This is a genomic window from Methanosarcina sp. UBA5, from assembly GCF_002505485.1.
Taxonomy (GTDB): Archaea; Halobacteriota; Methanosarcinia; order Methanosarcinales; family Methanosarcinaceae; genus Methanosarcina.
This window is the reverse complement of the sequence record NZ_DAVG01000137.1, coordinates 20,659-44,795: the sequence shown is the minus strand read 5'-3', so window position 1 is coordinate 44,795 and position 24,137 is coordinate 20,659. Positions and strand designations below refer to the sequence as shown.

The window sequence follows — 24,137 nt, the reverse complement described above, 5'->3', positions numbered from 1 at the left end:
GGTAATTTTGCATAAAAATGGTAATAGGAATTCAATTGGGGAAATAAGAAAAATTCAGGGGATAGTATGATACCTAAACTAATCATTCACAACAGTGTCAGTCTCGATGGCTCCACTACGGGCTTCGAAGCAAATCTTGAGATTCATTACAAAATCCTTAGCGGTTACCTGCCCGATGCCATGATAGTCGGCTCGAACACGGCAAAAACCGGAACCCAGTTCTTTTGCGAAAAAATTCCGCCTGAAGAAGAATCGGACTTCATGAAGCCTGAAATCCAGCCGGATGATCCCAGGGCATACTGGTTGATCGCGGACTCAAAGGGAATCCTTGAAGGGTTAATGCACGTGTTCAGGCGTTCCGAATTCAGCAAAGATGCAATCGTTCTGGTCTCGGAAAGGACTCCTGAAGCTTATATAAATTACCTCAAAGAAAGAAATTACGATTTCATACGGACCGGAACAGACCGTGTAAACATCAGACAGGCACTGGAGATTGCAAACGAAAAGTATGGTTTTGAACTTGTAGTTTCGGATAGTGGAGGAGTGCTGAACAGTATACTACTCGAACATGAACTTGTAGAAGAAATCAGCCTTATTCTTACCCCTGAAATTGTAGGGAAGAATGGGACAAATCTTTTCAGGACTCTGGAAAAAAACGGGATTCGGCTTGAACTTTTAAGAGACGAAATAGTGGAAAAGCAATACGTACATCTGGTGTACCGGGTTTTGAAAGAATAAAAAAGTTGAAACCATCTATTTATACAAACTTTTCTCTTTTAAGAGCGTTCTTCCTCTCCAATCACTGTCATTTAAGATCATGGTCAATTAAAATATTCTCAACATTTTTAATATATATGTTCTGTTATGAGGTGAAAAATGAAGATTTTTCCTTTCAAGAGAGGAAAAAAGCCTTTTTATTAAACTTTGAGAAGTTCTATGCTTCCTATTTTTAGAGAGCAAGTGTCAAAAATGAAAATGGATCGCTGTTTACAAAAAAGTTTATAATGTAAATCTGTGTAATGTTAGGAAGAATTAGGCGAAAAGTTTCCGGGAAAAAAGAACTCTCTAAAAAGAAGTTTTGGGTGGAATGTATAATACGGATCACAAGATTGTTTTCATAATTTCTAATAGAAAAGACAGTTTTAATAATTTTACGTGTTGTGGTATACGGGATGAAAAGGCTGAACGCACGGTTAATTGGCTTAAGGAGTGAATGAATTTGCTCGAAGCCTTCATTTATAGTGCTATTATAGCTCTTATAGCCGGAACTGTCTTGCCTCTCCTGTACCACAGTAAAAATTCAAGAAAGGCTTCTTTTGTCCTATCATTTCTTTCTTCGATCCTGCTACTGATTTTTGCAGGCATCATCCTTTACACCGGAAAAGAGCCTTCTTTTCCAGCCTTCAGATTTCTTCCCGGGTTGGACTTCACCCTCGCTACAGACAGGCTTTCAGCAGGCTTTATTCTGTTGATTGCAGCCGTTACGTTAGGGGTTTCAATATATTCCGTTGAATATGTGGAGCATGCTAAAAGTGAAGCCAGAAAAGATATTCAGGCAGCCCTTACAAACCTCTTTATCCTTTCAATGCTGATGGTCGTGCTTGCAGGAAATATGGTAGGTTTCCTGGTTTTCTGGGAAATAATGTCTCTTTCTTCCTTAATGCTTGTACTCCACGATTATACCTCGGAAGAGAACAAAAAAGCAGGGCTCTTCTACTTTATAATGACAAGCCTGAGTACAGCTTTCCTTTTTATGGGTTTTATGAGTCTGTTTAGTCTGACGGGCTCTGCCGAATTCGGACAGCTGGATTATCCGACAAGCTCCCTGACTTTGCCTTTCCTCTGCCTCTTTACAGGTTTCGGAATCAAAGCAGGGCTTGTTCCATTCCACAAATGGCTGCCATATGCTCATCCTGCAGCCCCTTCGAGCATTTCGGCCCTGATGTCAGGCGTTATGCTGAAAGTTGCAATTTATGGTTTCCTGCGGTTTTTGCTTTCAGTCGCCACCCCAGAACTCTGGTGGGGTACATTGATCCTTATAGCAGGGACTCTCTCAGCCATACTGGGGGTAATTTACGCCATTAAGGAAAGCGATATAAAAAGGCTGCTTGCTTACAGCAGCATAGAAAATATAGGGATCATTTTCACAGGAATTGGCCTGTATCTTATATTTAAACTGGAAGGAGTTGAAAGCCTTGCGCTCTTAAGCCTTGTAGGAGCCTGCTTCCATGCTTTTAACCACGCTCTTTTCAAAAGTTTGCTCTTTCTCGGTGCAGGCTCGGTGGTTCATGCGACAGGCACACGGAATATCGAAGCCTTCGGAGGCCTTATAAAACGTATGCCTTATACCGCCACTCTTTTTCTGATAGGTTCGGTTTCAATTGCCGGCCTTCCCCCAACAAGCGGTTTTGTAAGCGAACTAATGATTTTTCAGGTTTACTTTAATTCTTCAGCGATTCCGGACCCTCTGCTAAAGGTGCTTTTAATTATTACTCTGTCGGTCTTTGCCCTTACCAGTGCGCTTGCAGCAGCTCTTTTTGTGAAACTTTTCGGAATTACCTTCCTTGCCCTTCCAAGAACGAAATATGCACATGAAGCTACCGAAGTCCCAAAACCCATGTTGTTAGGAGAAACTATACCTGCAGCTTTCTGCATCCTTTCAGGGCTGTTTTCATCCAGAATTCTGGCTCTGCTCGGCTTTGACCTTGGGATTCCAGACATGCTGCTTCTAGGGCTGATTCTTGCAGCCGCCTGCGGGCTTGTATGGCTTGCGGTTCGAAATTCCGGCCCTGCGAAAGCAAGGATGAGTAAAGAAACCTGGGGATGCGGAATCCTGGCCCAGCACCCTACAATGGAATATACCTCTGCAGGTTTTTCGGAGCCTCTTGTAGTCATTTTCAAAAAGATTTACAGGACTGAGATCTCCAGTACGCGAATATATTCAGATACCAGAGAAAGCATTTTTAAGAACGGGACTGCCAGAATTCATCTGATTAAATTCTTTGAAGAGCGTCTATATCTTCCTGTAGCCTCTGCGGTCAGCCTTGTCTCTTCCCAGGTTTCCAAAATGCAGAATGGGAAGCTGGACACCTATGTACTCTATGTTTTCATTGCGGTACTAACACTGATGACATTTACGAGGTATTTCGCATGAATGCTTCATTCCTCTTATTCACTCTGCTAAACACTGGCTTTATTCTGCTGGTATCACCACTATTTATGAGCCTGATTAAAAAGGTCAAGGCGTCTACCCAGGGACGAAAAGGCCCGAATTTACTGCAGAGCTATTTCGATTTGCGCAAACTTATGAAAAAAGAGGTTATTTACTCGCCTAACTCCTCAGGAATTATGAGAATTACTCCCTATCTCAACCTGGCAGTCCTTATCCTGGCCTCACTTTTTGTCCCAATCGTCTTTATTCCCGAAGCCCCGGCAGGAATCGGAAATATAATAGTTTTCCTCTACCTGCTCGCAATAGAACGCTTTTTTACGGCACTATGCGGGCTTGATGCAGGCAGCACTTTCGGAGGCATGGGAAGTTCCCGCTTAATGAGCCTCTCGGCCGTTATTGAACCTACAATGGTCATAGCCTTTGCCGCGCTTGCATATGTATTAAAAACCGTAAACTTTCATGAAATGTTTGCAATAACTGCCGGGTCAACGATTCCGAAAAGCCCTACCCTGACCCTTATTTCAATTTCCCTTTTTATCATCATCATAGTGGAAACCGGAAGAATTCCCGTGGACAACCCCGCAACGCATCTTGAACTTACCATGATTAACGAAGCCATGATTCTGGAACAGTCCGGAAAAAACCTGGCTTTAATAGAGCTTGCCCACGCCGTTAAGCAGACAATCCTGATGGCAGTCCTGATAAATATCCTGGCTCCCTGGGGGCTTGCAACCAAGGTTACCTTTGCAGGTCTTGCGGTCTCATGCCTCTATTTCCTTGTAAAAGCCAGTTTGCTTGCAGGAGTAATAGGCCTTTTTGAATCTTCCATTGCAAAAATGCGGCTTTTCAGGCTGCCCAGCTTCTATATGATGGCATTTTTCTTTTCCGCGCTTACCATCCTGATGGAAGTGTTTGCATGATATCTTCTTTCCTGGCAGATCCGGCATTCCTCGAAGACATAATCAGGATTCTCTTTGTATTTGTGTTGATCACTGCAGCTTTTACCCTTTCCACAAGGAATATTGCCTCTCTACTGACCGTCTATGCCGTCCAATCCCTGCTGCTGGTCCTGATCGCAGAGTTTCTCTACCTGATTGAAGGCAACAAGACCCTGCTTGCGATTGCAGTTCTTACACTTGTAAGCAAGGTGATGCTAATTCCCCTTTTTATAAATCTTATCGGAGAAAAAATCAAAATCAGCCGGGACCTGAAGTTTAATTACCTGGAGCCAACAGCGTCCCTACTTGTTAGCATGGGCCTGATCCTGCTTGCATATGTCTTCCTTTCAGGCTTCTTCAATGAGTATGTCCTGGGAAAGTTGTTTTTCATGGGAGCTGTTATAGGTTTATCCCTAACACTCATGGGTATGCTTGTGATATTCAGCCGGAGAAAAGTGATTACAAAGGCCATAGGTTATCTGACAATGGAAAACGGGGTTCTGCTTTTCGGAATTTTTGTTGCGGATCTCCCCTTTATTATAGAAATCCTGATAGTAATAGACCTGATGATCCTTGTACTGTTAACAACTATTCTGGCAATCGGTCTCGATTCTACAATAGAAGAATATCACCAGCACCTCCAAACGCTTAAAATCTGGTCAGGGAGGGATAATTAATGATAATACTCAATTATCTGGCAGTCGGAGCCGTAGCTTTTGCCCTTATCTTGCTTTCAAAGTCTCACAGAGCAATGAACGTCTTCTTCATTCTGCATACTCTCGCTTTTCTTGCAATCGGGTTTTATGCGCTACTCACCATCACAGCGCCGGGCTTTGAAACTGGAAGCGAATACTTCTATGTGGATCATCTCAGCCTCTATGAAGTTCTTATTGCGGCTTTGCTGTTCTTCCTGGCTTCAGTCTACGCAAACGGCTATGTAGAGAGCCTGATGCAGGCCCAGGAATTGCACAGGAATAACCTGAAAATCTTTTATATGGTTTTCAGCCTTCTGCTTACGACAGTAACCCTGGCTTTCTTTTCGGACAATCTTGCTCTATTCTGGATCTTTGCCGAGCTGACAACAGTGTTTTCAGCCGCACTCGTGGCAATCCTGTCTGCCAGAGAAAACATCGACGCTGCCATCAAATATATCTTCATAGCCTCTGGAGCCATGCTTTTTTCATTCATAGGGTTGATCTTTTTATACACGCTCTCCGGGGAAGTCCTGGGCAGCGGGACTCTGAACTGGACCCTACTGCTTGAAAACGCAGCCCTCCTATCCCCTAAAATGCTGACTGCAAGTTTTGTATTTCTGTTTATTGGCTTTGCAGCAAAATCCGGGATTTTCCCCTTCCATACCTGGCTTCCGGATGCCCACTCAAAAGCCCCTTCAGCAGTAAGCGCAATTTTATCTGGAGTCCTGTTAAATATAGGCGTATACGGAATTCTGCGGATGTACTCGATTGTCAGGCAGACCCAGGCCGAAGATATGATATCTCAGTTCCTTCTAGGTTTTGGGCTGCTTACCGTCGCAGTTGCAGTCCTGAATATGCTTTTGCAGAAAAACCTGAAGATGTTGATTGCTTTTTCAAGTGTAGAACATATGGGCATCCTCCTCCTCGGAATAGGCATTGGAACGCCTCTTGCTCTCTTCTGGACACTTTTTTATATCCTTGCCCACTCGCTGACCAAAGCCGCACTCTTCTTCTCGGCAGGCATTCTGCACAGGCAATATGAGAGCAATCTGATTCAGGACGTAAAAGACGTCTTTTCACTCCAGCCAATCGCAGGCTGGGGATTCGTTATTGGGAGCTTTGCAATAGTAGGGATGCCTCCGTTCCCGATCTTTTCGGCCAAATTCTTTATCCTGCTGGAAGCTTTCGGGTTTTCGAAATCGCTTGTTTTTGCAGTTCTTCTCCTCCTGGTCATTGCATCTGCTGCATTTGCAAGGTTTTTAATCGAAGCCTTTACCCGGAGCTCGAAAGAGGCTGGAACCGAAGGGCTGGAAACTCCGCCTCTTCCCTATGTAGTCCGAAGCGGCATGAAATTCCCAATAATATCCATTATTTTCATGATTCTGGTACTTGGAGTTTTCTTTCCAGAATCTCTGAAAAACCTGTTGAACGAAATTGTGTATGAGCTTGGATACCTGTAAATAGGAGGCAAAGAGAAGATGAACTCAACCAAAAACATAACTGGTTCCCTGAGCCCGGCAGGCCTGAAATTAAGAGATAATTGCCAGATTTCAGTTAATCCTGCAGTTCTGGAAACCCAATATGCTACGGATTTAATGATTGACATTTCAGGCACAAAACCGCAAATCAGGAGGGGAAAAAATGGGGAATTCTATATTCCCCTGGCAGAAGAAGAGTTTTTAAAAATAGTACCTGAGCTTTCCGAGAAGGGTTTTGTCCTTATAAGCCTGTTCTGCGTTCAGGATTTTGAGGAAAGCCCTTGTTTTACTCTCTTTTATATTTTCAGGCTGAACGGTTCTACTGACGTATTTGCATTTATGCGGTATGTAAAAACGGAAACGACTTCTATTGCCACTCTTTTCCCTTCAGCCTGCTGGTATGAACGGGAGATCCGGGACGGATTTGGGATAGAATTTACGGATGCTTTTGACAAAAGAAGGCTCTTTTTACACGAGGTGTATCCTGAAGGCTTTCATCCTCTCCTGAAATCCTTTAAAAACGGAAAAATCCAGGCTGTCGAAAACCCGGAGGAAGCATATCCTTTCAAGCAGGTGGGAGGCGAAGGCGTTTACCAGATTCCGGTTGGGCCTGTACATGCAGGAATTATCGAGCCTGGACATTTCAGGTTCAGCGTCATTGGAGAACCAATCTTCAATCTCGAAATAAGGCTCTTTTATAAACACAGGGGAATCGAAAAGCTTGCCGAGGGAAAGAAAACCTCTGCCTGTGTCCCGATTGCCGAGGCAATAAGTGGGGACGAAACCGTTGCCAATACCGTTGCCTTTTGTACAGCCGTAGAAAAAATTGCGGGAATCGAAGTTCCGGAAAGAGCTAACTACTTAAGGGGCATTCTCCTTGAGCTGGAACGCATTTACTCGCATATGGGTGATCTCTCAGGTATGATTACCGATATAGGATTCCCAAGAATGACAACGCCTTTCCTTATTCTCCGCGAAAACATTTTCAGGCAAAACGAACTTCTCACTGGCTCCCGATTTATGAGAGGCGCCATAGATTTAGGAGGCGTAAAAAAGGAGATTTCAGGCGAGGCTCTTTCAAAACTCAACCTTTATTTGAAAACATTTGTACTGCAGTTTGAATCCGCTATTGAGGCTGTCCATGCTTCCTCATCCCTTATTGACAGGTTTTCAACAACCGGGGTTTTGAAAAAAAAACTGATCGCTCCACTTAATATTACAGGTCCTATTGCCAGAGCGGCCGGAGCTACATATGATGTCCGGTTTGACCATCCCTATGGTATATACGAAGACATAACTCCTGAAAGAGCGATTAAAACCGCAGGCGATGTCCTTTCTCGGTTCGAGGTTAAAGCTGCCGAAGTTATTAATTCAACTTCCCTGATAAAAAAGCTTATAGCGTCAATCCCGGAAGGCGCAATCATTTCCGAGACAATCGAATTTGCAATTTCAAATATTCCGGATGGATACGTCCTTTCAATGGTTGAAGCTGCACGGGGCCAGAACCTGCATTGGATCTATATTAGAAGAGGGGTAATTGACCGCTACAAAGTGCGGACCGCATCTTTCTGCAATTGGCAAGCTGTAGAACATGCAGTACTCGGGAATATTGTTCCTGATTTTCCCCTTATAAATAAAAGCCTAAACCTCTCCTATGCAGGAACCGACCTCTGAGGTGAAATGGATGGTAAACCCACTTACATACTTCTTCCGCCCGAAAGTAACTGAAAAATTTGAGTTTTCCGATAGTGAACTTGAAGCCCTAGGCTCCGAACTGAAAACTGAAGTTAACAAGGTTTTCGGGCACAGCCTTGCAATCCGCGAACTGGACTCAGGCAGCGACAATTCAACAGAAATTGAGATTTCAAACCTCGGAGCCCCGCATTATGATGTTGAGAGGTTCGGGATCTCTTTTGTGGCTTCTCCAAGGCATGCTGATGTCCTGCTGGTTACAGGTGCAGTCACCCTGAATATGGCCGAAGCCGTTCTAAAAACCTATGAAGCCATGCCCTCCCCCAAATTCGTTGTCGCAGTAGGAGATGATGCCTGTGATGGGGGAATTTATAAAGGCTCTTATGCCGTACTTGGCGGAGTTGACAAAATCCTGCCTGTGGATATAAAAATTCCTGGAAACCCTCCCTCTCCGAAAGAAATCCTGCGTGGGATCTTTGCCCTGGTAAAAAATAAGGAAAATGAAAACTAACATCATTTGGAATGTTAAATTATTTCAGAAACTGGCAGATTGGATATGCAGGCCGAAAGAGACATTCCACACAGAGAACTAAAACTTTCAGTTAAACAAGCTGAAGCCCTGGGCTATTACGACTTTATGAGTTATCTGGGAGTACCTTATTATCATGTAGGCGGCCTTATCTCCACCAAAAAACTTGCGGAGTTATGCAGGATCGACTCTGCGAAAAAAGTCCTGATGGTAGGGTGTGGGACCGGTTTTTCTGCCTGTTACCTTGCCAGAGAAATTGGCTGTGAGATAGTAGGAATTGATATTGCGGAACTTTCGATTGAGAAAGCAAAAGAAAGGGCAAAAAGCCAGGGAGTTTCCGACAAAGTAAAATTCAGAGTAGGGGATGCTCACGTCCTGCCCTTTGAAGCAGGAACTTTCGATGCCGTGATAACAGAATTTGTGTCCCAGTTTTTGGATAGGGAAAGAGCTTTCAAAGAATTCACAAGGGTTCTGAGGCCGGGGGCTTACGTAGGGATAAACGAAATGTATAGAGAAAAGGAGATTCCTGCTAAAGCCACCAAAGAAATCGCTCAAGCTGAAAAAATAATTGGAGAAATAACAGGGCTTCCGTTTTCCCTGTTGTCATCTGAAAAATGGAAAGAAGAACTTGAAAGAGCAGGCCTGAAAGATGTTAATGTAAGAATGTACAAACCTATCCGGTACCTTCAAGAGACAAAATATATGGCAGAAGCGATGGGAGGAACCTGGAGCTTTGTAGAGTACCTTATAGGCACGATCTTGAAAATGACGAAGTACTACCTCTTAAGCAGAAAGATTCGATACCGGTTCAAAAGGCTGGAAGAAAGCAAAAAAATTCTCCTCCGAAAAAAATCAACCTCAAAATATGTGGGTTATGTATTAGCTACGGGAAAAAAATAAGGGTTTTTTTTGGAAAAAAATATAAAGGATCAATTAAAAAGTAACGCAGTAATGTTGCGAGAAATTCCTTCAAAGTTCTTCTGGAAAATGAAAGAATTTTTGTTAACTCAGACTGCTTTCTGAAAAGAAATAAAGGGGAAATATCTCTTCTAAATATAAAAGTTTCCCGGGGAGATGGAACAAAATGAAAACATCACTTATTGATCTAGCGTTTCTTTCAGAAAAAAGGAAGGATGTATTGCTCCTGCTAGAAGAAGGGCCAAAGACCGGAGACGAAATAAAAACAGCTCTTAACGTCAACTCGACATCGATCATGCCCCAGATCAAGAAATTAAAAGAGGGACGCCTGATAGTACAGGATGATAAAAACACTTACAGGCTCTCGGAGATGGGAGAAATAGTAGTTGAAAAGATGGAACCTTTGCTGAATACCGTAAGGGTTTTTGAGGAAAATTACGATTACTGGACAAACCATGACTTTACCGCAATTCCCGAGTCTCTCCTTAACAGGATTGATGAATTAGGGAACTATTTCATGCTTGAACCCGACCTTAACCGGCTTTTCGAAATCCCTGAAGATTTTAGAAGTAACCTTCTGGAATCAAAGCACGTAAAGATGTTTCTCTCATATTTCAACCCTCTTCACGTTGAAATGTACCTGGAACTTGCAAGAAAAGAGGCTGAAATATGTCTTATCCTAACAGAACCCGTTTTTGACAGAATGAAAAAGGATTACTACGAAGATCTGAAATTTCTCTTGAAATCGAAAAATATTGAGATTTACATCTGTGACAAAAGTGTAACCTTAAAAAACGTAGTGACAGAGCGTTTCTGCTCGCTTGTGCTTTTCGACAAGAAGGGAAAGTTTGACCATCAACGCCTGATGAGCTTTGATGAGAGTGCACTGAAATGGTGTGAAGAGCTCTTTTCATACTATAAAGACAGGTCCACACAACTGGAGAGATTATAACTACCCTTCTGAAATTAAGATGAGTCTTCTCCCAGATACTTATTGATCAGAGCCCTGAATTTGTGGATATCTATGGGTTTGGAGACATAGTCTACGCAGCCCATTTCTATGAAATGTTCTTCACTGCCTTTCATAGCATGGGCAGTAACCGCTATCACAGGAATATTTGCAGTCGCAGGATTTTTCTTAATTTGATCGAGAACCTCAAGCCCGTCCATCTTCGGAAGTTGCATATCCAGCAGGATAATATCGAATTTTGTTTCAGCAAGGCGTTCAAGAGCCTTTATTCCATCCTCGGCTTTAGTTATGTTATGTCCATAGAACTCCAGAAGGTCCAGGACCAGTTCCATGTTCATGGGATTATCTTCAACAATCAGGATTTTTTTCATCATTACAACTCTCCAGCATAGCTAATTGTTTTATTCTATTAATTAACTCTTTTCTTCCGAAAGTACCTTTCTTCAGAATAGAAATAAGATGCCCTTTTAGCTCACAATTCAGTTCCTCGATATTCTTCTCAGTAAGTTCTCCGGAAGTGCATACAATAAAAGGAATATCTTTTGTGCGTACATCGGCCCTCATGCTGGATATAACATCAAACCCGCTAATTTCCGGCATCATGAGGTCAAGAATCAGAATATGAGGCTGTGGTTCAGAGAAAAGCTTTTGCAGACCTTTCCTCCCGCTATAGGCTTTTATAGCCTCAAAGCCCTCGAGCTCAATCATCGAACTTAGCAGTTCTACATTATTTTCGTCGTCATCTACTATAAGAACTTTAGGATATTCGAACCGGAACTGTCTGGCAATTTCTTTGAGAGAGTTTACCAGTCAATTCTTTTTACCGGCTTCGTAAAGGAGTAGGTTGTTCCGAGGGTAACTCCAAGCTCGTTATTATCGGTCATAGAGACGATAAGTACAGGTATAGAAACCGTACAAGGGTCATTCTTTAGCTGCTTCAGGACAAAACAGCCATTAGTATCCGGCAGGAAGACATCCAGAGTAATATCAAGGATCTTTCTACTAACGTTCATACTTTAAGCTCGGGGTCGAGTCCTGGGTTAATTAAGCCGAAAGTGGGTTATGGGTTGGGTTTGAAAGGAACTTTATAATGTAATAAAATAACATTAACAGATAAAATTAAATTGGAATCTATATAAAAGTTTTCTATATGAATTCATAACAAAGTATCTTTCGAGAATCAAAACTAGAGAATAATAACGCATATTATACCAATTAGGAGCTTACGTTAGAATTTTTATAGAAAAAAAGACTTAAAAAGCAGTTATCAACAAAATAATACAATTTTGGTATTCTGAAATTAACAAAACAATACTAATTCTGGAGCTATGGTATTATTCAATTGATAACAGATATTAATAATTAAATAAAAGTTATTAATGTAAAAAAACAAAAAACTAGGACTTACTTATTTTTCTACCCTGACTAGCATTGCAAGTTTCATCGTAAATCCTGCTTTCTGTAACCTTGATTTACCATTTAAGGTATGTGATTGCCCAGCTTATATTCCTTCTCAACAGATATTTTCTTAACTCATCGACTCCGAGCAATAAAATTGCAAAAGGAATAGCAATCAGTAAATATCTGAGATCAAGAGGATGAGTATTGAAAATAAGGTTTGCCGACGGATTCCAGATAATAAATGCTAGAATCAGGAGTTCAGTTACAATCCCTACCAGAACCGTACGATTACTAAATAAACCCATTGTGAAGACTGACTGGAACCGGGTTCTGGAAGCGAAAACATTAGCAATCTGGCATATAATTACTGCTGAAAAGAAAGCAGTTATTGACTGCATATAAAGGGGATTGTTGTTTGCAAGCTGCTCGCCAAAATTCCATCCTCCTCCAAAAAGTACGGAAAAGTAGCAAAAGAAGCCTGCAATAGCTTCGATAGGTCCTTTTATCCCATAAGCTGTAAGAAGCACCTGAGGAGTTAATAATTTTTCGTTCCTAGATCTGGGAGGTCTTTTCATAATATCCTCTTCTCCTTTTTCCTCCCCAAGAGCAAGTGCAGGCAGCATATCTGTACCAAGATCAATTGCCAGAATAAGCTGTACTGGCATAGAAAGAGGCAGGGCAAAAAGGATGAAAGCTATATAAGGTAGAACTTCAGGGATGGTGTGGGTAATAATATACACAATGAACTTTTTTATATTATCAAAAACGGTTCTGCCCTCCTCTACAGCATTCACAATAGTAGCGAAATTATCATCAAGCAGTATCATATCTGCAGCTTCACGGGCAACATCTGTTCCACTGCCCATAGCGACGCCCATATCCGCATTCTTGATCGCAGGAGCGTCATTGACCCCATCACCTGTCATGGTAACGATTTCCCCTTCAGCCTGAAAAAGTTGTACGATTTTCAGCTTTTGTACAGGAGAAGTACGGGCAAATACAATGCTTGGATTTTTTAATCTTGACGCAAGATCTGTGCTTGAAAGCGTAGCCAGCTCGTCTCCGGTAACAATCTCAAGGTTTCCAGCATTTGCAAGTCCTACATCCTTTGCAATTGATTCTGCGGTAACCGGGTGATCACCCGTGATCATGACAACTTTGATCCCGGCTGTATGGCACTTTGCAATAGCTTCTCTGGCTTCAGGGCGTGGAGGGTCTACAATTCCTACAAATCCGAGGAAGATGAAATCCCCTGTATATTCCTTTAGCTCTTCTATCTGCCTATACGCAAGGGCAATAACTCGTTCTCCTTTTTTTGCAAGGCTCAGATGCCGGTCAAGAAGCTCTTGTTGCTTAGTTTCATCCAATTTTCTGATTTCTCCTGAATCCAGGGATGAACTGCACATTTTCACAACTACTTCCGGGGCACCCTTGAGATAAACTTCAAGTTTTCCTTCAGGAGTGCGGCAGATAACTTCCATTCTTTTGGTAAGCGAATCAAAGGGAAATTCTTCCAGTCTTGGATAATCATTCTGTAGTCTTTTTATATCTTCTATGCTATTTGCAAAAACAAGAAGTGCTCCTTCGGTGGGGTCACCGGTATACCCTGGAGGAGACTCACGAAGTTTCGCATTGTTGCAAAGGCCTGCAACTCTTATGAAAACAGACGACAGTTTTTCAGGAACCCATGCAGGTTTTTCTGTAACGCAAGCTCCTTGTGTTCCTGAATCTGCAATTTCTTCAGTAACAGCTTTGTTTTTGCTTTCTTCGACCTCCTGCGTTGCAGCTTTTTTCTTAGAACTCAGAGTGTATTGAAGAATTAGACATTCAAAACCGATCATAAGAGTATTAACTGCCATCCTGTTTTGAGTTAGAGTCCCAGTTTTGTCAGCGCAGATGACAGTAGTCGAACCTAGAGTTTCTACTGATTCGAGCTGTTTTATGAGAGCATTCTGCGAAGCCATTCTTCTGGAGGCAAGGCTCAGGGCAAGGGTAACTGTGGGTAAAAGTCCTTCGGGAACATTGGCAACTATAATTCCAATGGCAAAAATAAGGCTTGCAAAAAAAACATTCTGGAGAAAAAACGAAAGTATAAAAAAGACTACTCCCATAATAACAGCAATCGTGGATATAACCTTTATGAAATGGTTGAGTTCTTTTCGGATAGGAGTGTCAACGCCTGAAGTCTGTTGTGTGAGAGTTGCAAGGCTTCCGATCTGGGTATTATGCCCTATTCCAAAAACGACTGCCTTCCCGTTTCCACTCTGTACCAGAGTCCCTGAAAAAACCATGTTTCTGCACTCTAACATATTTGGATGAGTGCGCTCAAGAGATCGAAGTTGAGGTTCTGATTCGCCGGTAATGGCTGAATTATCAACTTTCAGAGCGTTAGTTTCAATCAAGCGTCCATCGGCAGGAACCTTATCTCCTTCCTCAAGAAGAATAATATCCCCTACAACAAGCTCTGATGCCAGGCTATCCCTTACCTTACCTTCTCTTAGAATTCTGGCATGGGGTGGAAGAAGCTGCCGAAAGCTTTCCATTGTTTTTTCAGCCTGGTATTCCTGTATGAATGTAAAAGTTCCATTGATAACTACAACGCCTGCAAGAGCAATTCCGATATACAGGTTTCCTTGCCCGGGCTCAATATACTCTCCGATAAAAGATAGAATCGCTCCCATAGTCAACAGGATAGAAAATAAATTCCTGAACTGCCTGAGATACTTCTTTATTATGCTTTCTTTTCCTATTTCTTCGAGAACATTGGGTCCACACTCTTTGAGCCGACTTGCAGCTTCCTGCTCGCTAAGTCCGTTTTCGTCAACGTTTAATTTTTCAAGAAACTCCTGAAGCGAAATACTATGCTCGTTCCCCTGAGGAGAACAAATCTTGCCGTTACCTCCAGTTAGATTCTTCCCCATCGAATCCCCTTTGTGATTTTATGTAATACAAGAATAAGAAACTTGACATAAGTTCCGAAAACCATCTCGAAATCTAAAGTAAGAGAGGAAATGACACTTGATGCGTTACCAGATCAAACTTGATCCACTAAAATGGAGTAAAAAGTAGAGAATCCAATTATCGTAAAACACCGAACAGCGAGGTCAAAATTTATGACCTTGTTTATTTAAAATATGGCAAGAAAATATTCTTGACAAATAGGTTTTATAAGTTGTTAACTAAAAAATGCCGCATTCTAATGTGATCGTAAGTAGCCTGAGAATTATTTTTAGTACCGGATTTCCATCTCTGCTCGGGCGAGGTGGAAAAGGAAATTCGAATTTATTATTGATTTCCCAGGCAAAACTTCGATTTTAACTTCGTTTCAAAACTCGGATTTTCTACTCCGGGGTGTGAAACCTTTTGGATTGAAAAGATCTAAATATATTATTGTCAAGTAGACATAATAATTAATAAAAATAATATAAATAAATTAAAAAAGGTATGACTATGAGCGAATTTACACTCAAAACGAGACTCTTAGCTGCCCTTGAAGGCAAGCCTGTTGACAAAGTACCTGTTTGCGCCGTGACCCAGACCGGGATTGTAGAACTTATGGATAAAGTTGGAGCTGCATGGCCTGAAGCCCAAACCAATCCTGAACTTATGGCAAAGCTGGCAATTGCCAACTATGAACTTAGTGGACTTGAAGCTGTGAGGCTTCCCTACTGTCTTACCGTGCTTGGTGAAGCAATGGGCTGTGAAATCAACATGGGTACCAAGAACAGGCAGCCGTCTGTCATAGCTAGCCCCTTCCCCAAAAACCTCGATGGCGCAGCCGTCCCTGCAGATCTCCTGCAGAGAAACAGAATTCCAGCCGTACTCGAAGCCATTAAAATTGTCAGAGAAAAGGTAGGACCTGATGTGCCAATTATCGGAGGAATGGAAGGCCCGGTTACACTAGCTTCCGACCTGATAAGTGTAAAATCCTTCATGAAATGGTCCATTAAAAAGACTGATCTCTTTGAACAGGCTCTTGATATCTCCACAGAAGCTGCAATCGCCTATGCAAACGCAATGGTTGAAGCCGGTGCAGATATTATCGCTATTGCAGATCCTGTCGCTTCCCCTGACCTCATGAGCCCTGATACTTTTAGACAGTTCCTCCAGTCAAGGTTACAGAAGTTTTCTGCCAGTGTGAACTCCGTGACTGTACTCCACATCTGTGGTAAGGTTAACGCGATCCTCAGTGACATGGCAGACTGCGGTTTTGAAGGACTCAGTGTAGAAGAAAAGATAGGTAGCGCAAAGGAAGGAAAGGAAGTCATTGGAGACAGAGCAAGATTAGTAGGGAACATCTCCAGTCCATTTACCCTGCTGCCTGGTCCTATTGACAAGATAAAAGCTGAAGCAAAAACAGCTCTTGAAGGCGGAGTCGATGTGCTTGCACCCGGCTGTGGAATTGCACCCATGACACCCCTCGAGAATATCAAAGCAATGGTTGCAGCAAGAGACGAGTATTACGCCTGAAAAGGCACCAAAATTTCTTTATTTTTTTTCACGAACACATCCAGAACTCCAAAGCTTTTAGGTTTTCTGGAACTTGTGTTCCACTTTGTATTTTTAGTTTTGACAGGCGGAGTGAGCACTCCAGAGCCAAGCGGCCCTAGCAGGCTGTAAGCTGAGGAGAAACAGTCTGGATAAATGATTCAGTATAAATAGCTTTAGAACTTATTCAGCATAAGCTTGTTAGATATATTAAGTTTATAATTTTACCTATTATTAAGTTTAGGATCTGTCTGGAACGTACGGGTTAAGAATTTTTAATTTTTTTAAAGGAGGTTAAGATATGAGAATAGGAGTTGCAATTGACCTCGGAACCAGCGGTTTTAGGGCCCAGAAAATTGACCTAGAGACCGGTGAGATTAAGAAAACTGTCATAACACTGAGAAATCCCCTGCCAGGAGCAAACGTAATGGACCATCTTGACTTTGCAATCCATTACGGACTTGATAAGGCCCACGGGCTCTCAGCAACAGCAGTAAAAAATATCCTGACCGAACTTGGAGTAAACCTGGCAGAAATGGAAAAATTTGCAATTTGCGGAAACCCTATCCAGCTTTCCATCTTTCAGGGAATTCCAATTGAGGATCTGGCATACGCCGGAGAGCGTAAAAAGCAAAAATACCACATAGAGGAACAGAATAGGGACGCTCGCATAATACCTCTGGCCGAGATAGAAGGATTTGAAGAAGCTGTAAATTGCAAACTATTGGTACCCCCGGCGATTAAACATGAAGTTGGAGCCGATGCGCTTGCGCTTATTATAAAGGCTGGCATGATTGAGAGTAACGATATCGCGATTGCAACAGATTACGGAACAAATGCCGAAATGGCTCTCAAAGCAAACGGTATTATATACACCGGTTCGGCAGCTGCTGGTCCTGCTCTTGAAGGTCAGGAGATAGAATGCGGGTCCATTGCTTCCCCTCACACAATCTGTGACGTGGAGTTTGAAGGAGATAATCTGCGCTGCTACGTACTCGATCGGGATATGAATACCACCAAGGGAGACCTTGTAAATCCTAAAACCGGGGAAATAGTGGAAAAGGAAGAGCTCACTGCAAAAGGTATCACAGGCACTGGAGTTATTGCCCTTATAGAAACAGCTATGAGAAATAAATTAATTGTGCTGCCAAAGATTCAGACCCCGGATGGCATTATTCACCTTCAGGACGGGATAATATTCACGAATAAAGACCTTATCGCAGCCGGAAGAGCCATAGGAGCACTCAGGGCCGGGCACATCACTCTCTGTGCAGCCGCGGGTATAGGAATGGAAGAACTTCAGACAGCTTACATGTCAGGAGCTGCAGGTACTTATATGGATGCTGCAAAAGCTCATAAAGTGGGCATGATCCCTTACAATACGAATTATGTTTCCCAGATAGGAAATACCTCTCTGATAGTTGCCAGGGAAATTCTGCTTTCTGAAGACAGACTCTGGGAACTGCAGGCAATTGCAAAGGAAATAGTAGGTACCCATGTAATGTTTGCAACCTCCGAAGCTTTTAAGGAAGCTTATCTGCTGGAACTTGCATACTGGAACGAGGGCATGGCTTTCAAGATGCTGCAGAAGTTCCTGAAAAAGAAAAAATTACCCATGATTGGTGAGCCTTCCTCTGTTCTTAAAATTGACCGCCAGGTTGAAAGAGATATTCCCATACTCGGAGAAGAAGGGCTTGAAGTTCTCGAAAGAGTCGGGACTTACCTTACTATGGTAATTGAGGGGTGTGAAGGCTGCCGTAAGTGCGTAAAGGTCTGCCCAACCGGAGCCCTGAGAATGGAACAAAACGGAACCGTGAAAATAAGGACTGACCTCTGTGATGGCGCAAATTGCCAGCGCTGTCTGCACGCCTGCCCTGATGATAGATTTAAATGGGAAAATCTGACAGTTGCAGGAAAGTAAATGGAGTAAGCTAAAAGTAAAAAGGGTAAGCTTATTGAGAGTAAAAACGAATAAAGGGAAATAAGCAGTAGACCAGAAGATACGAAGGGAGGAAAAAACGTGCAGGTCATTGTAGTGGGTGGGTTCCTAGGAAGCGGGAAAACCACCACTATTATCAATATGGGAAAATACCTGGCAGAAAGAGGGAAAAAAGTTGCCATTATCGTGAATGAGATAGGGGAAATCGGGATTGACGGAGACGTGATAAAGAGGTTTGGGTTCGATACGAAAGAGATCACAAGCGGATGCATATGCTGTACTCTGAAAGTAGGGTTAAGGACAACAATGAACCTTCTTGTAAAAGAATATAAGCCAGATATTATAATGATCGAGCCCACAGGAATAGCTTTCCCACATGTTATTAGGAACGAAGTCGAGCTTATGAACCTCGGCGAGCAGGTAAAAATCGCTCCTCTTGTAACCCTGATTGACGGCAGCCGTTTCAAGCACCTGATGAAAGAAGTAAAAGAATTTGCCATGAGGCAGATTATTGATGCGGAAATTCTCGGGATAAACAAGATAGATTTAATAGAACCTATCCGACTTCCGATCCTTGAAGCTTCGGTCCAACAGCTGAATCCAAAAGCCATGGTAGTCCTGCTTTCAGGAAAGGATACAGGTGAGAGTTTCGAGAATTTCATGCGAATAGTGCTTCCGGATCTCGAAGAAATATCCAAAGGAGCTCTGAGAGCTGAAATAACAGAAGAAGCCGGGCCTTCTAAAGCCGAACCTTCTGCACCGCAGGAGACTGAAAATTCAATTGAAGCCTCAAGAGTAGGCAGTTATTCTGCTGAGTTTGCAGTTAAAAATGGAAATCTCAGTACTGAGGCTGCCAGGGAATTAACAACCGAGCTGATGAACACAATAAAAGTGAAGGTGCTGCAACTAAATCCCGAATTTGTAGGACACATCAAACTTTTCCTTGATAATGGCTCAGAAACCGTGAAACAGAGTGTTACAGTATATTATGAAGAGCCTCAGGAAGATGTAATCAAATCGAAGGAAGGAGCTGTCCCTACCCTCAAGATACTTTCAGCGGTCTCAAACGTTGACAAGGAAGCTGTTAAAGCTGCTGTAAAGAATTCGGTACATGAGGTCTTTGAGAGAAAACAAATAAAAGTAAATAAAATCGAGCCGGAACATAATCATGAACATGATCATCATGAAGAGCATAAGCATGGTGATCACGGTCACGTGCAGAGAATTTCAAATATTAAAAGCAAAAACTAAGAGGAAGAAATTAGTGAAATAAATTTTTCCTCACGGCTTTTTAATTGATCTTCGGTTTTAACTGATTTTTATAATTTTAATTAACCGTCATTGCCTTAATTGATCTTCGTGGAACGGTCTATATAATACTGAGCCAGTTCATTGCCCCACTCAAGGGCACTCGGAGTAAAACTCGTAATCTTCCTGTGATCGAATTCCCCTTCTTTTCCGAATAGTTTCAGCATCAAGAAATTATCTGTAACCATGAAGGAAGAGGGCCTTATTTTGCCGGAGTATATATAAAGCGATACATTATTTTCAAGCAACACGTTATATTCTTCTACAAAATCGTTTTTAAATCTATTAAGTACTTTTTCATCGAGCATAAGGTGTACTTCGGCCCCATTTTCCGCACAGGCAGCATGGATCGACGGGCACTCAGGACAGAAATAGGAGTAAAAGGATTTTACAGTTTTTGAACCGTTTAGCCTGTCACGCAAATACCCTGGAAACTCGAAAATGTGGTCAAGATCAGGTTCGTCCAAGCTACATTTTTCCAGCATATCAATTTTCTTAATTAAGTGTTTGGGAATAGGAGACCTGTCATGCTTTGACCAGTAGTCCTTGTTTCCATCAAAAACGTCAAGAAGGGATTTAAGAGGGAGCATTTTCTCAACGATTACTTCTCCTATATCCGAAAGTTGGTAGATATCTCCCTTCTGCACTATCATATCCATATCTTTCAGTTTTTTAATCTGAGGCATTAGAGCACAGGATTTTACGTTAAGAACTTCTTTTATCTCGTTAATATCCATCGGCCCGTTAGCTAACTGAACAAGAAGATTTTTTCTTTTTTCAGAGAAAAAAATAAGGTCTACAAGGGAACTCATGTTTATCAGCTTCCAATTACTCACATATTGCCTAAACCAGAATAAATTCGCCAGAATTTGCCTAAAACCTACAGCGATCATGGAGCAGCATAGTTTCAGCCTTTAATCAAGAGATGATGAAATAAAAAGCGTTTCATATCAATCGATACATATCACGTTAATCAATATTAAAAGCAATTAAGATTTTATTATTGCTTATTCGGATCCTGCTAGAAACATATATCCTTGTATCAATTGATAAAACGCTCTCGTCTTAAAAACGGGAAATAATTTTCAACCAGAACTAAATTAACATTGTGAAGATTATATTTAATTTAGGATAATACATAACAGATATTGCGGAGATGATATTTAAAGTATATTGAAATAAAGCTCTTTTATTGATTTGCACCGAATATTATAAACTACTGACCTGTAAGCAGGACTAAGCTCTTTAAAACTCTGGATACTCAGGACTCTGGATTCCTATATATTAAATATGAAATTCAAGCCTTCAAATTTTCAATACCCTTCAATATTTAATGACCTCTTTTTTTCTATCCTGCGTAATTTTGTTATCCCTCCTGTAATGTTGAAAATGTAATATGTTGAAAAATTCAGGCAACTATGAAATATCAGGAAAAGATTATTTTTAAAAGGGGAAAATATTGCACCTCAATAAAAAACAGCGTCGGTTAAGCTATATACAATTGAGACAATTTCTAATTGATAATCATAGAGTCAAAAGGAGTAACGATCTCTGGAGATAAATCCGGAGGAAATTACTTAAACGCTGGTGGCAGTATCTCTCCATTTTCGACACCCTCTAGAGACATTGTCATTACCCAGAGAGTAATTTGGACTCTTGCTTAACCTATGGAAGGTGTAATAGTATGAAATGTATATTAATAGGAGGATTCCCGGGAAGCGGGAAAACCACACTGATAAGAAAACTTGTTGAACACCTGGAAAAACAGGGGCACAAAGTGGCAGTTATCGTTAACAAGATAGGAGAAATAGGGATCGATGGAGATACAATCTCGAAAGGTGAGGTTGAAACCAGGGAAATTACAAGTGGCTGTGTCTATTGTACCCTGAAAATCAACATGGAATACACCCTGCGAACTCTCATCGCATCTTACAATCCAGACACTATTATAATAGAGCCCACAGGAATAGCTTTTCCTGGACAAATAAAAAGAAATATTGAGAATATAGGAATTTCGGGAATAACTTTTGCCCCGATAGTGAATCTTGTGGACGCTGGCCGCCTGAGTAAGGAGACAGGCGAGCTGCAGACTTTCATGAAAAAACAGATAGGTGAGGCTGAGATCCTGGGCATTAATAAAGTTGAACTTATAAATAATTGTGAAGAGCTCCTAGAAATCTGCCTGTTCCTGCGCAAACTAAACCCTAGAGCAAGAATGATCCATTTTTCGGCCCGGCAGGGAGGAGAAAGTTTAGACAAATTACTCGGACTACTGGAAGAAACCAGCAGGAGAAAAATGACTATGGGCAGGGAAAACTCAATTCAAGTGTCTGGAGTTACGGCTTATTCATCCTAATTTGAAATCGCTTCACAGAAGATTTCCATCGAAACAGCGATTTCTGTTTCCGAGTAGATTATGGAAAGCATAAGAAATAAGGCAGAAGAGCTGAACTCCGAATTCATAAGTCACATTAAGCTTTCTTTCAGGCGTCAGGAAAATTTTGTAAAGGAAATTGTAACTTCTGCGCATAAAATCCGTGACAGCTCCCGCCGTTGAAACGGCAGGCATCTACGGTATTTCAACCGAGGCTATTCTGCCCAAGAGCCACTATTTAATTGGTTCTCGCTGTCAACGTTCAAACTTTTACCTACAGAACTTCTCTGTAGAACCTTATAGTTTAAGTTCCGAAGCAAAGTCGAATGACCTTTGTGGCACTTCCAGCCTCCAAAGCAGAGTTCGACAATATAGTAATAGCCTCGAAAGTAAAAAAACATTATCAGTAAACACATTATGAGAGAGATAACGCATTCATCCCATCACTGAAGTGATGGGGATTCTGCTTCGCTCTCCTAAAATTGAAGTCTTTAAAAAAGAAGGAAAATCTCAATCAAGAGTAAAGATACTTTCTGCGTTAACGTCCGTGCCCAGAGATGAACTTATTAAAGCTGTGGATGGCAATAAGCAGATGTCTGAAAGAAAGGCAGCTTTCCTTCAAAAAAGTGGAAAGAAAAAGACCAGGCTATAATAGCCAGGCAACGACCATTTCTTAAGCTGGAAAACTTTGGCTTTTCTTTATTATTTGGTTGGTGTTCTTTTTTGGGAATACTCTTTATGATGTTTCTAAGCTTTTAGCGCTCCAATTCGGTTGTTACAGCAGACCTATTTTAACACACGAAAATGAAATAATTCTTACACTGGAAACTTGATCATGAAAACATCAAGAGTGTACTGGTAGACGACCAATTTTGCTATTTTGATAATATTTGCGTTAGACTGTTTGTCCTATACAAACCACTAATTTTTACCATTTTGTAGAAATTAGACCGACAATAGCTTCTATAAAACATTTAAGATATATGTTGTATGGAATATACAATAACCATAGAGAATGTAGTGGCATCCACCACCCTGGCGGAAGATTTCGACCTGCAAAAAATAGAGGCCGGGCTGGAAGGCGCAGAATATAACAAAGCGAAGTTCCCCGGACTGGTCTACAGAATTGCTAATCCAAAGGCTGCTTTTCTTATTTTCACCTCCGGAAAAGTAGTATGTACCGGAGCCAAGAACGTCGAGAACGCTAATATAGCCATAATCAATCTGGCTAACACACTCAAGTCCATTGGCTGCGAGAAAATAAATCCAGAACCTGAGATTCATATTCAGAACATTGTAGCCACCGCTGATTTGAAAACGAACTTGAACCTGAATACCATTGTTATAGCCTTTGGGATGGAGAATGTCGAGTACGAGCCAGAGGTATTTCCTGGGCTTGTTTACAGGCTCGAGGCTCCCAAGGTAGTAGTTCTCATATTCAGCTCTGGGAAACTGGTGATCACAGGTGGAAAATCTCCTGAGGATTGCGAAGAGGGCCTGCAGGTTATAAAGGAAGAGTTTGACAACTTAGGACTTCTTTATTGAACCTTCGGTGAACCAGGGGACAAGAATGATTCATTTATCAGCCCGGCAGGGAGAAGAAAACTCTAGGAGGAAGAAAGTTTCCGGTTAGAAAATTTCCGAGTAAGGACAGTTGGGCATGGATAAGGAAATGATAGAGGAATAAATTTTCCGGTAAAGGACAACTGTGATTTGACACACAAAAACTTTATATATTATAAAAGGGTCATCGGCCCCTGTCCGGAAGATGACCCCTTAGATAGAGAGGTAAGGTACTCTTTCAGCCATCTGGAGAAAACTGGCTCTGGATAAACAGCAGAATTTCAAACAGTTATAAAGAAGCCTGCTTAATAAGAAATTAAAGACAGAGACCGAATAACCTGCTAGGAAAATAGTTCGCCTCTGTTTAAAAAAGAGTTAAAAAACGGCAAAAAAACGAATCTGAATAAATTCCAGAGAATTAAAAGATCGGAGCTATGGAAGCTCTCACACAGTTCCCACCGAAAGCAAGAGATTAGGGAATTTCTGAGGAGAACTGAACAGGAGATTCATTTCACTTGTGTGCTTTCAAAAATATACTTTGATTATCTCATTTTGCCTGTTTCAAACCTCCAGTAAAAAACAAATTTACTTGATAACCTCCGCGCTCAAAATAAAAACCTCCATATCTTCACCCTCTGCAATTTAAAACTTCCCGAAAATGAGAATAATCAA

General features: G+C 41.6%; 21 protein-coding genes. 16 read left to right on the top strand and 5 right to left on the bottom strand.

Annotated features, from left to right (window positions below; genetic code table 11):
* Positions 1-66: 66 nt before the first annotated feature.
* From BP621_RS16975 to BP621_RS16935, 9 genes are all read left to right on the top strand, one after another.
* Positions 67-738: a RibD family protein gene (locus tag BP621_RS16975; RefSeq protein WP_292391925.1), complete on the top strand. Its 672-nt coding sequence runs from the start codon at positions 67-69 to the stop codon at positions 736-738.
* A 475-nt stretch (positions 739-1,213) separates the two neighbouring features.
* The gene (locus BP621_RS16970; RefSeq protein WP_292391924.1) at positions 1,214-3,154 is read left to right on the top strand and encodes a proton-conducting transporter membrane subunit; all 1,941 of its coding nucleotides are present in this window, start codon (positions 1,214-1,216) and stop codon (positions 3,152-3,154) included.
* A complete protein-coding gene (locus BP621_RS16965) occupies positions 3,151-4,092 on the top strand; it encodes a respiratory chain complex I subunit 1 family protein (protein ID WP_292391922.1) in 942 nt (313 codons plus the stop codon). The genes BP621_RS16970 and BP621_RS16965 overlap by 4 nt, the downstream gene beginning before the upstream one ends.
* The gene (locus BP621_RS16960; protein WP_292391921.1) at positions 4,089-4,787 is read left to right on the top strand and encodes a hydrogenase subunit; all 699 of its coding nucleotides are present in this window, start codon (positions 4,089-4,091) and stop codon (positions 4,785-4,787) included. Before BP621_RS16965 ends, BP621_RS16960 begins: the two co-directional genes overlap by 4 nt.
* A complete protein-coding gene (locus BP621_RS16955; RefSeq protein ID WP_292391919.1) occupies positions 4,787-6,265 on the top strand; it encodes a proton-conducting transporter membrane subunit in 1,479 nt (492 codons plus the stop codon). Before BP621_RS16960 ends, BP621_RS16955 begins: the two co-directional genes overlap by 1 nt.
* Before the next feature lie 18 nt (positions 6,266-6,283).
* Positions 6,284-7,957 (top strand): NADH-quinone oxidoreductase subunit C, encoded by a 1,674-nt coding sequence (locus tag BP621_RS16950; protein WP_292391917.1) that lies wholly within the window; start codon positions 6,284-6,286, stop codon positions 7,955-7,957.
* A 10-nt stretch (positions 7,958-7,967) separates the two neighbouring features.
* A complete protein-coding gene (locus BP621_RS16945) occupies positions 7,968-8,486 on the top strand; it encodes an NADH-quinone oxidoreductase subunit B family protein (RefSeq protein ID WP_292391915.1) in 519 nt (172 codons plus the stop codon).
* A 45-nt stretch (positions 8,487-8,531) separates the two neighbouring features.
* Positions 8,532-9,404, top strand: a complete 873-nt coding sequence (locus tag BP621_RS16940; protein ID WP_292391914.1) for a class I SAM-dependent methyltransferase — start codon at positions 8,532-8,534, stop codon at positions 9,402-9,404.
* 184 nt (positions 9,405-9,588) lie between these two features.
* The gene (locus BP621_RS16935; RefSeq protein WP_292391912.1) at positions 9,589-10,374 is read left to right on the top strand and encodes a helix-turn-helix transcriptional regulator; all 786 of its coding nucleotides are present in this window, start codon (positions 9,589-9,591) and stop codon (positions 10,372-10,374) included.
* A 14-nt stretch (positions 10,375-10,388) separates the two neighbouring features.
* On the opposite strand, the gene BP621_RS16930 is transcribed toward BP621_RS16935, so the two are convergent.
* The 4 genes from BP621_RS16930 to BP621_RS16915 form a co-directional block, all read right to left on the bottom strand.
* Positions 10,389-10,763: a response regulator gene (locus tag BP621_RS16930; RefSeq protein ID WP_292391937.1), complete on the bottom strand. Its 375-nt coding sequence runs from the start codon at positions 10,761-10,763 to the stop codon at positions 10,389-10,391.
* Positions 10,741-11,100 (bottom strand): response regulator, encoded by a 360-nt coding sequence (locus BP621_RS16925; protein WP_292391911.1) that lies wholly within the window; start codon positions 11,098-11,100, stop codon positions 10,741-10,743. Before BP621_RS16925 ends, BP621_RS16930 begins: the two co-directional genes overlap by 23 nt.
* Positions 11,101-11,195: 95 nt before the next feature.
* Complete coding sequence (locus BP621_RS16920) at positions 11,196-11,405, bottom strand: hypothetical protein (RefSeq protein WP_292391910.1); 210 nt, start codon at positions 11,403-11,405, stop codon at positions 11,196-11,198.
* A 459-nt stretch (positions 11,406-11,864) separates the two neighbouring features.
* Positions 11,865-14,714 carry a cation-translocating P-type ATPase gene (locus BP621_RS16915; RefSeq protein ID WP_292391909.1) on the bottom strand — a complete coding sequence of 950 codons (2,850 nt, stop codon included), beginning with the start codon at positions 14,712-14,714 and terminating at the stop codon, positions 11,865-11,867.
* Between the two features lie 529 nt (positions 14,715-15,243).
* Here BP621_RS16915 and mtaA point away from each other — a divergent pair.
* The 3 genes from mtaA (at position 15,244) to BP621_RS16900 (ending at position 19,471) form a co-directional block, all read left to right on the top strand.
* Positions 15,244-16,263, top strand: coding sequence for a methylcobamide:CoM methyltransferase MtaA (mtaA, locus tag BP621_RS16910; protein WP_292391907.1), 1,020 nt, complete (start codon positions 15,244-15,246; stop codon positions 16,261-16,263).
* A gap of 319 nt (positions 16,264-16,582) precedes the next feature.
* The gene (locus tag BP621_RS16905) at positions 16,583-18,202 is read left to right on the top strand and encodes a methylamine methyltransferase corrinoid protein reductive activase (protein WP_292391906.1); all 1,620 of its coding nucleotides are present in this window, start codon (positions 16,583-16,585) and stop codon (positions 18,200-18,202) included.
* Between the two features lie 99 nt (positions 18,203-18,301).
* Positions 18,302-19,471: a CobW family GTP-binding protein gene (locus BP621_RS16900; protein WP_292391904.1), complete on the top strand. Its 1,170-nt coding sequence runs from the start codon at positions 18,302-18,304 to the stop codon at positions 19,469-19,471.
* A 95-nt stretch (positions 19,472-19,566) separates the two neighbouring features.
* Here the strand turns inward: BP621_RS16900 and BP621_RS16895 are convergent, their stop codons facing one another.
* On the bottom strand, positions 19,567-20,340 hold the full coding sequence (locus BP621_RS16895) for a helix-turn-helix transcriptional regulator (protein WP_292391902.1): 774 nt from the start codon (positions 20,338-20,340) through the stop codon (positions 19,567-19,569).
* Between the two features lie 872 nt (positions 20,341-21,212).
* On the opposite strand from BP621_RS16895, the gene BP621_RS16890 reads away from it, so the two are divergent.
* The 4 genes from BP621_RS16890 (at position 21,213) to BP621_RS16875 (ending at position 23,447) form a co-directional block, all read left to right on the top strand.
* On the top strand, positions 21,213-21,884 hold the full coding sequence (locus tag BP621_RS16890; protein WP_292391900.1) for a CobW family GTP-binding protein: 672 nt from the start codon (positions 21,213-21,215) through the stop codon (positions 21,882-21,884).
* A gap of 60 nt (positions 21,885-21,944) precedes the next feature.
* Positions 21,945-22,085, top strand: coding sequence for a hypothetical protein (locus BP621_RS16885; protein ID WP_292391898.1), 141 nt, complete (start codon positions 21,945-21,947; stop codon positions 22,083-22,085).
* A gap of 271 nt (positions 22,086-22,356) precedes the next feature.
* The gene (locus BP621_RS16880; protein ID WP_292391897.1) at positions 22,357-22,554 is read left to right on the top strand and encodes a hypothetical protein; all 198 of its coding nucleotides are present in this window, start codon (positions 22,357-22,359) and stop codon (positions 22,552-22,554) included.
* Between the two features lie 338 nt (positions 22,555-22,892).
* The gene (locus BP621_RS16875) at positions 22,893-23,447 is read left to right on the top strand and encodes a TATA-box-binding protein (RefSeq protein ID WP_292391896.1); all 555 of its coding nucleotides are present in this window, start codon (positions 22,893-22,895) and stop codon (positions 23,445-23,447) included.
* Positions 23,448-24,137 lie beyond the last annotated feature (690 nt).

Coding starts and splice junctions, on each gene's coding strand:
- BP621_RS16975 (WP_292391925.1), top strand. CDS start 67: ATGATACCTAAACTAATCATTCACAACAGTGTCAGTCTCGATGGCTCC.
- BP621_RS16970 (WP_292391924.1), top strand. CDS start 1,214: ATGAATTTGCTCGAAGCCTTCATTTATAGTGCTATTATAGCTCTTATA.
- BP621_RS16965 (WP_292391922.1), top strand. CDS start 3,151: ATGAATGCTTCATTCCTCTTATTCACTCTGCTAAACACTGGCTTTATT.
- BP621_RS16960 (WP_292391921.1), top strand. CDS start 4,089: ATGATATCTTCTTTCCTGGCAGATCCGGCATTCCTCGAAGACATAATC.
- BP621_RS16955 (WP_292391919.1), top strand. CDS start 4,787: ATGATAATACTCAATTATCTGGCAGTCGGAGCCGTAGCTTTTGCCCTT.
- BP621_RS16950 (WP_292391917.1), top strand. CDS start 6,284: ATGAACTCAACCAAAAACATAACTGGTTCCCTGAGCCCGGCAGGCCTG.
- BP621_RS16945 (WP_292391915.1), top strand. CDS start 7,968: ATGGTAAACCCACTTACATACTTCTTCCGCCCGAAAGTAACTGAAAAA.
- BP621_RS16940 (WP_292391914.1), top strand. CDS start 8,532: ATGCAGGCCGAAAGAGACATTCCACACAGAGAACTAAAACTTTCAGTT.
- BP621_RS16935 (WP_292391912.1), top strand. CDS start 9,589: ATGAAAACATCACTTATTGATCTAGCGTTTCTTTCAGAAAAAAGGAAG.
- BP621_RS16930 (WP_292391937.1), bottom strand. CDS start 10,763: ATGAAAAAAATCCTGATTGTTGAAGATAATCCCATGAACATGGAACTG.
- BP621_RS16925 (WP_292391911.1), bottom strand. CDS start 11,100: ATGATTGAGCTCGAGGGCTTTGAGGCTATAAAAGCCTATAGCGGGAGG.
- BP621_RS16920 (WP_292391910.1), bottom strand. CDS start 11,405: ATGAACGTTAGTAGAAAGATCCTTGATATTACTCTGGATGTCTTCCTG.
- BP621_RS16915 (WP_292391909.1), bottom strand. CDS start 14,714: ATGGGGAAGAATCTAACTGGAGGTAACGGCAAGATTTGTTCTCCTCAG.
- mtaA (WP_292391907.1), top strand. CDS start 15,244: ATGAGCGAATTTACACTCAAAACGAGACTCTTAGCTGCCCTTGAAGGC.
- BP621_RS16905 (WP_292391906.1), top strand. CDS start 16,583: ATGAGAATAGGAGTTGCAATTGACCTCGGAACCAGCGGTTTTAGGGCC.
- BP621_RS16895 (WP_292391902.1), bottom strand. CDS start 20,340: ATGAGTTCCCTTGTAGACCTTATTTTTTTCTCTGAAAAAAGAAAAAAT.
- BP621_RS16890 (WP_292391900.1), top strand. CDS start 21,213: ATGAAATGTATATTAATAGGAGGATTCCCGGGAAGCGGGAAAACCACA.
- BP621_RS16885 (WP_292391898.1), top strand. CDS start 21,945: ATGGAAAGCATAAGAAATAAGGCAGAAGAGCTGAACTCCGAATTCATA.
- BP621_RS16880 (WP_292391897.1), top strand. CDS start 22,357: ATGGGGATTCTGCTTCGCTCTCCTAAAATTGAAGTCTTTAAAAAAGAA.
- BP621_RS16875 (WP_292391896.1), top strand. CDS start 22,893: ATGGAATATACAATAACCATAGAGAATGTAGTGGCATCCACCACCCTG.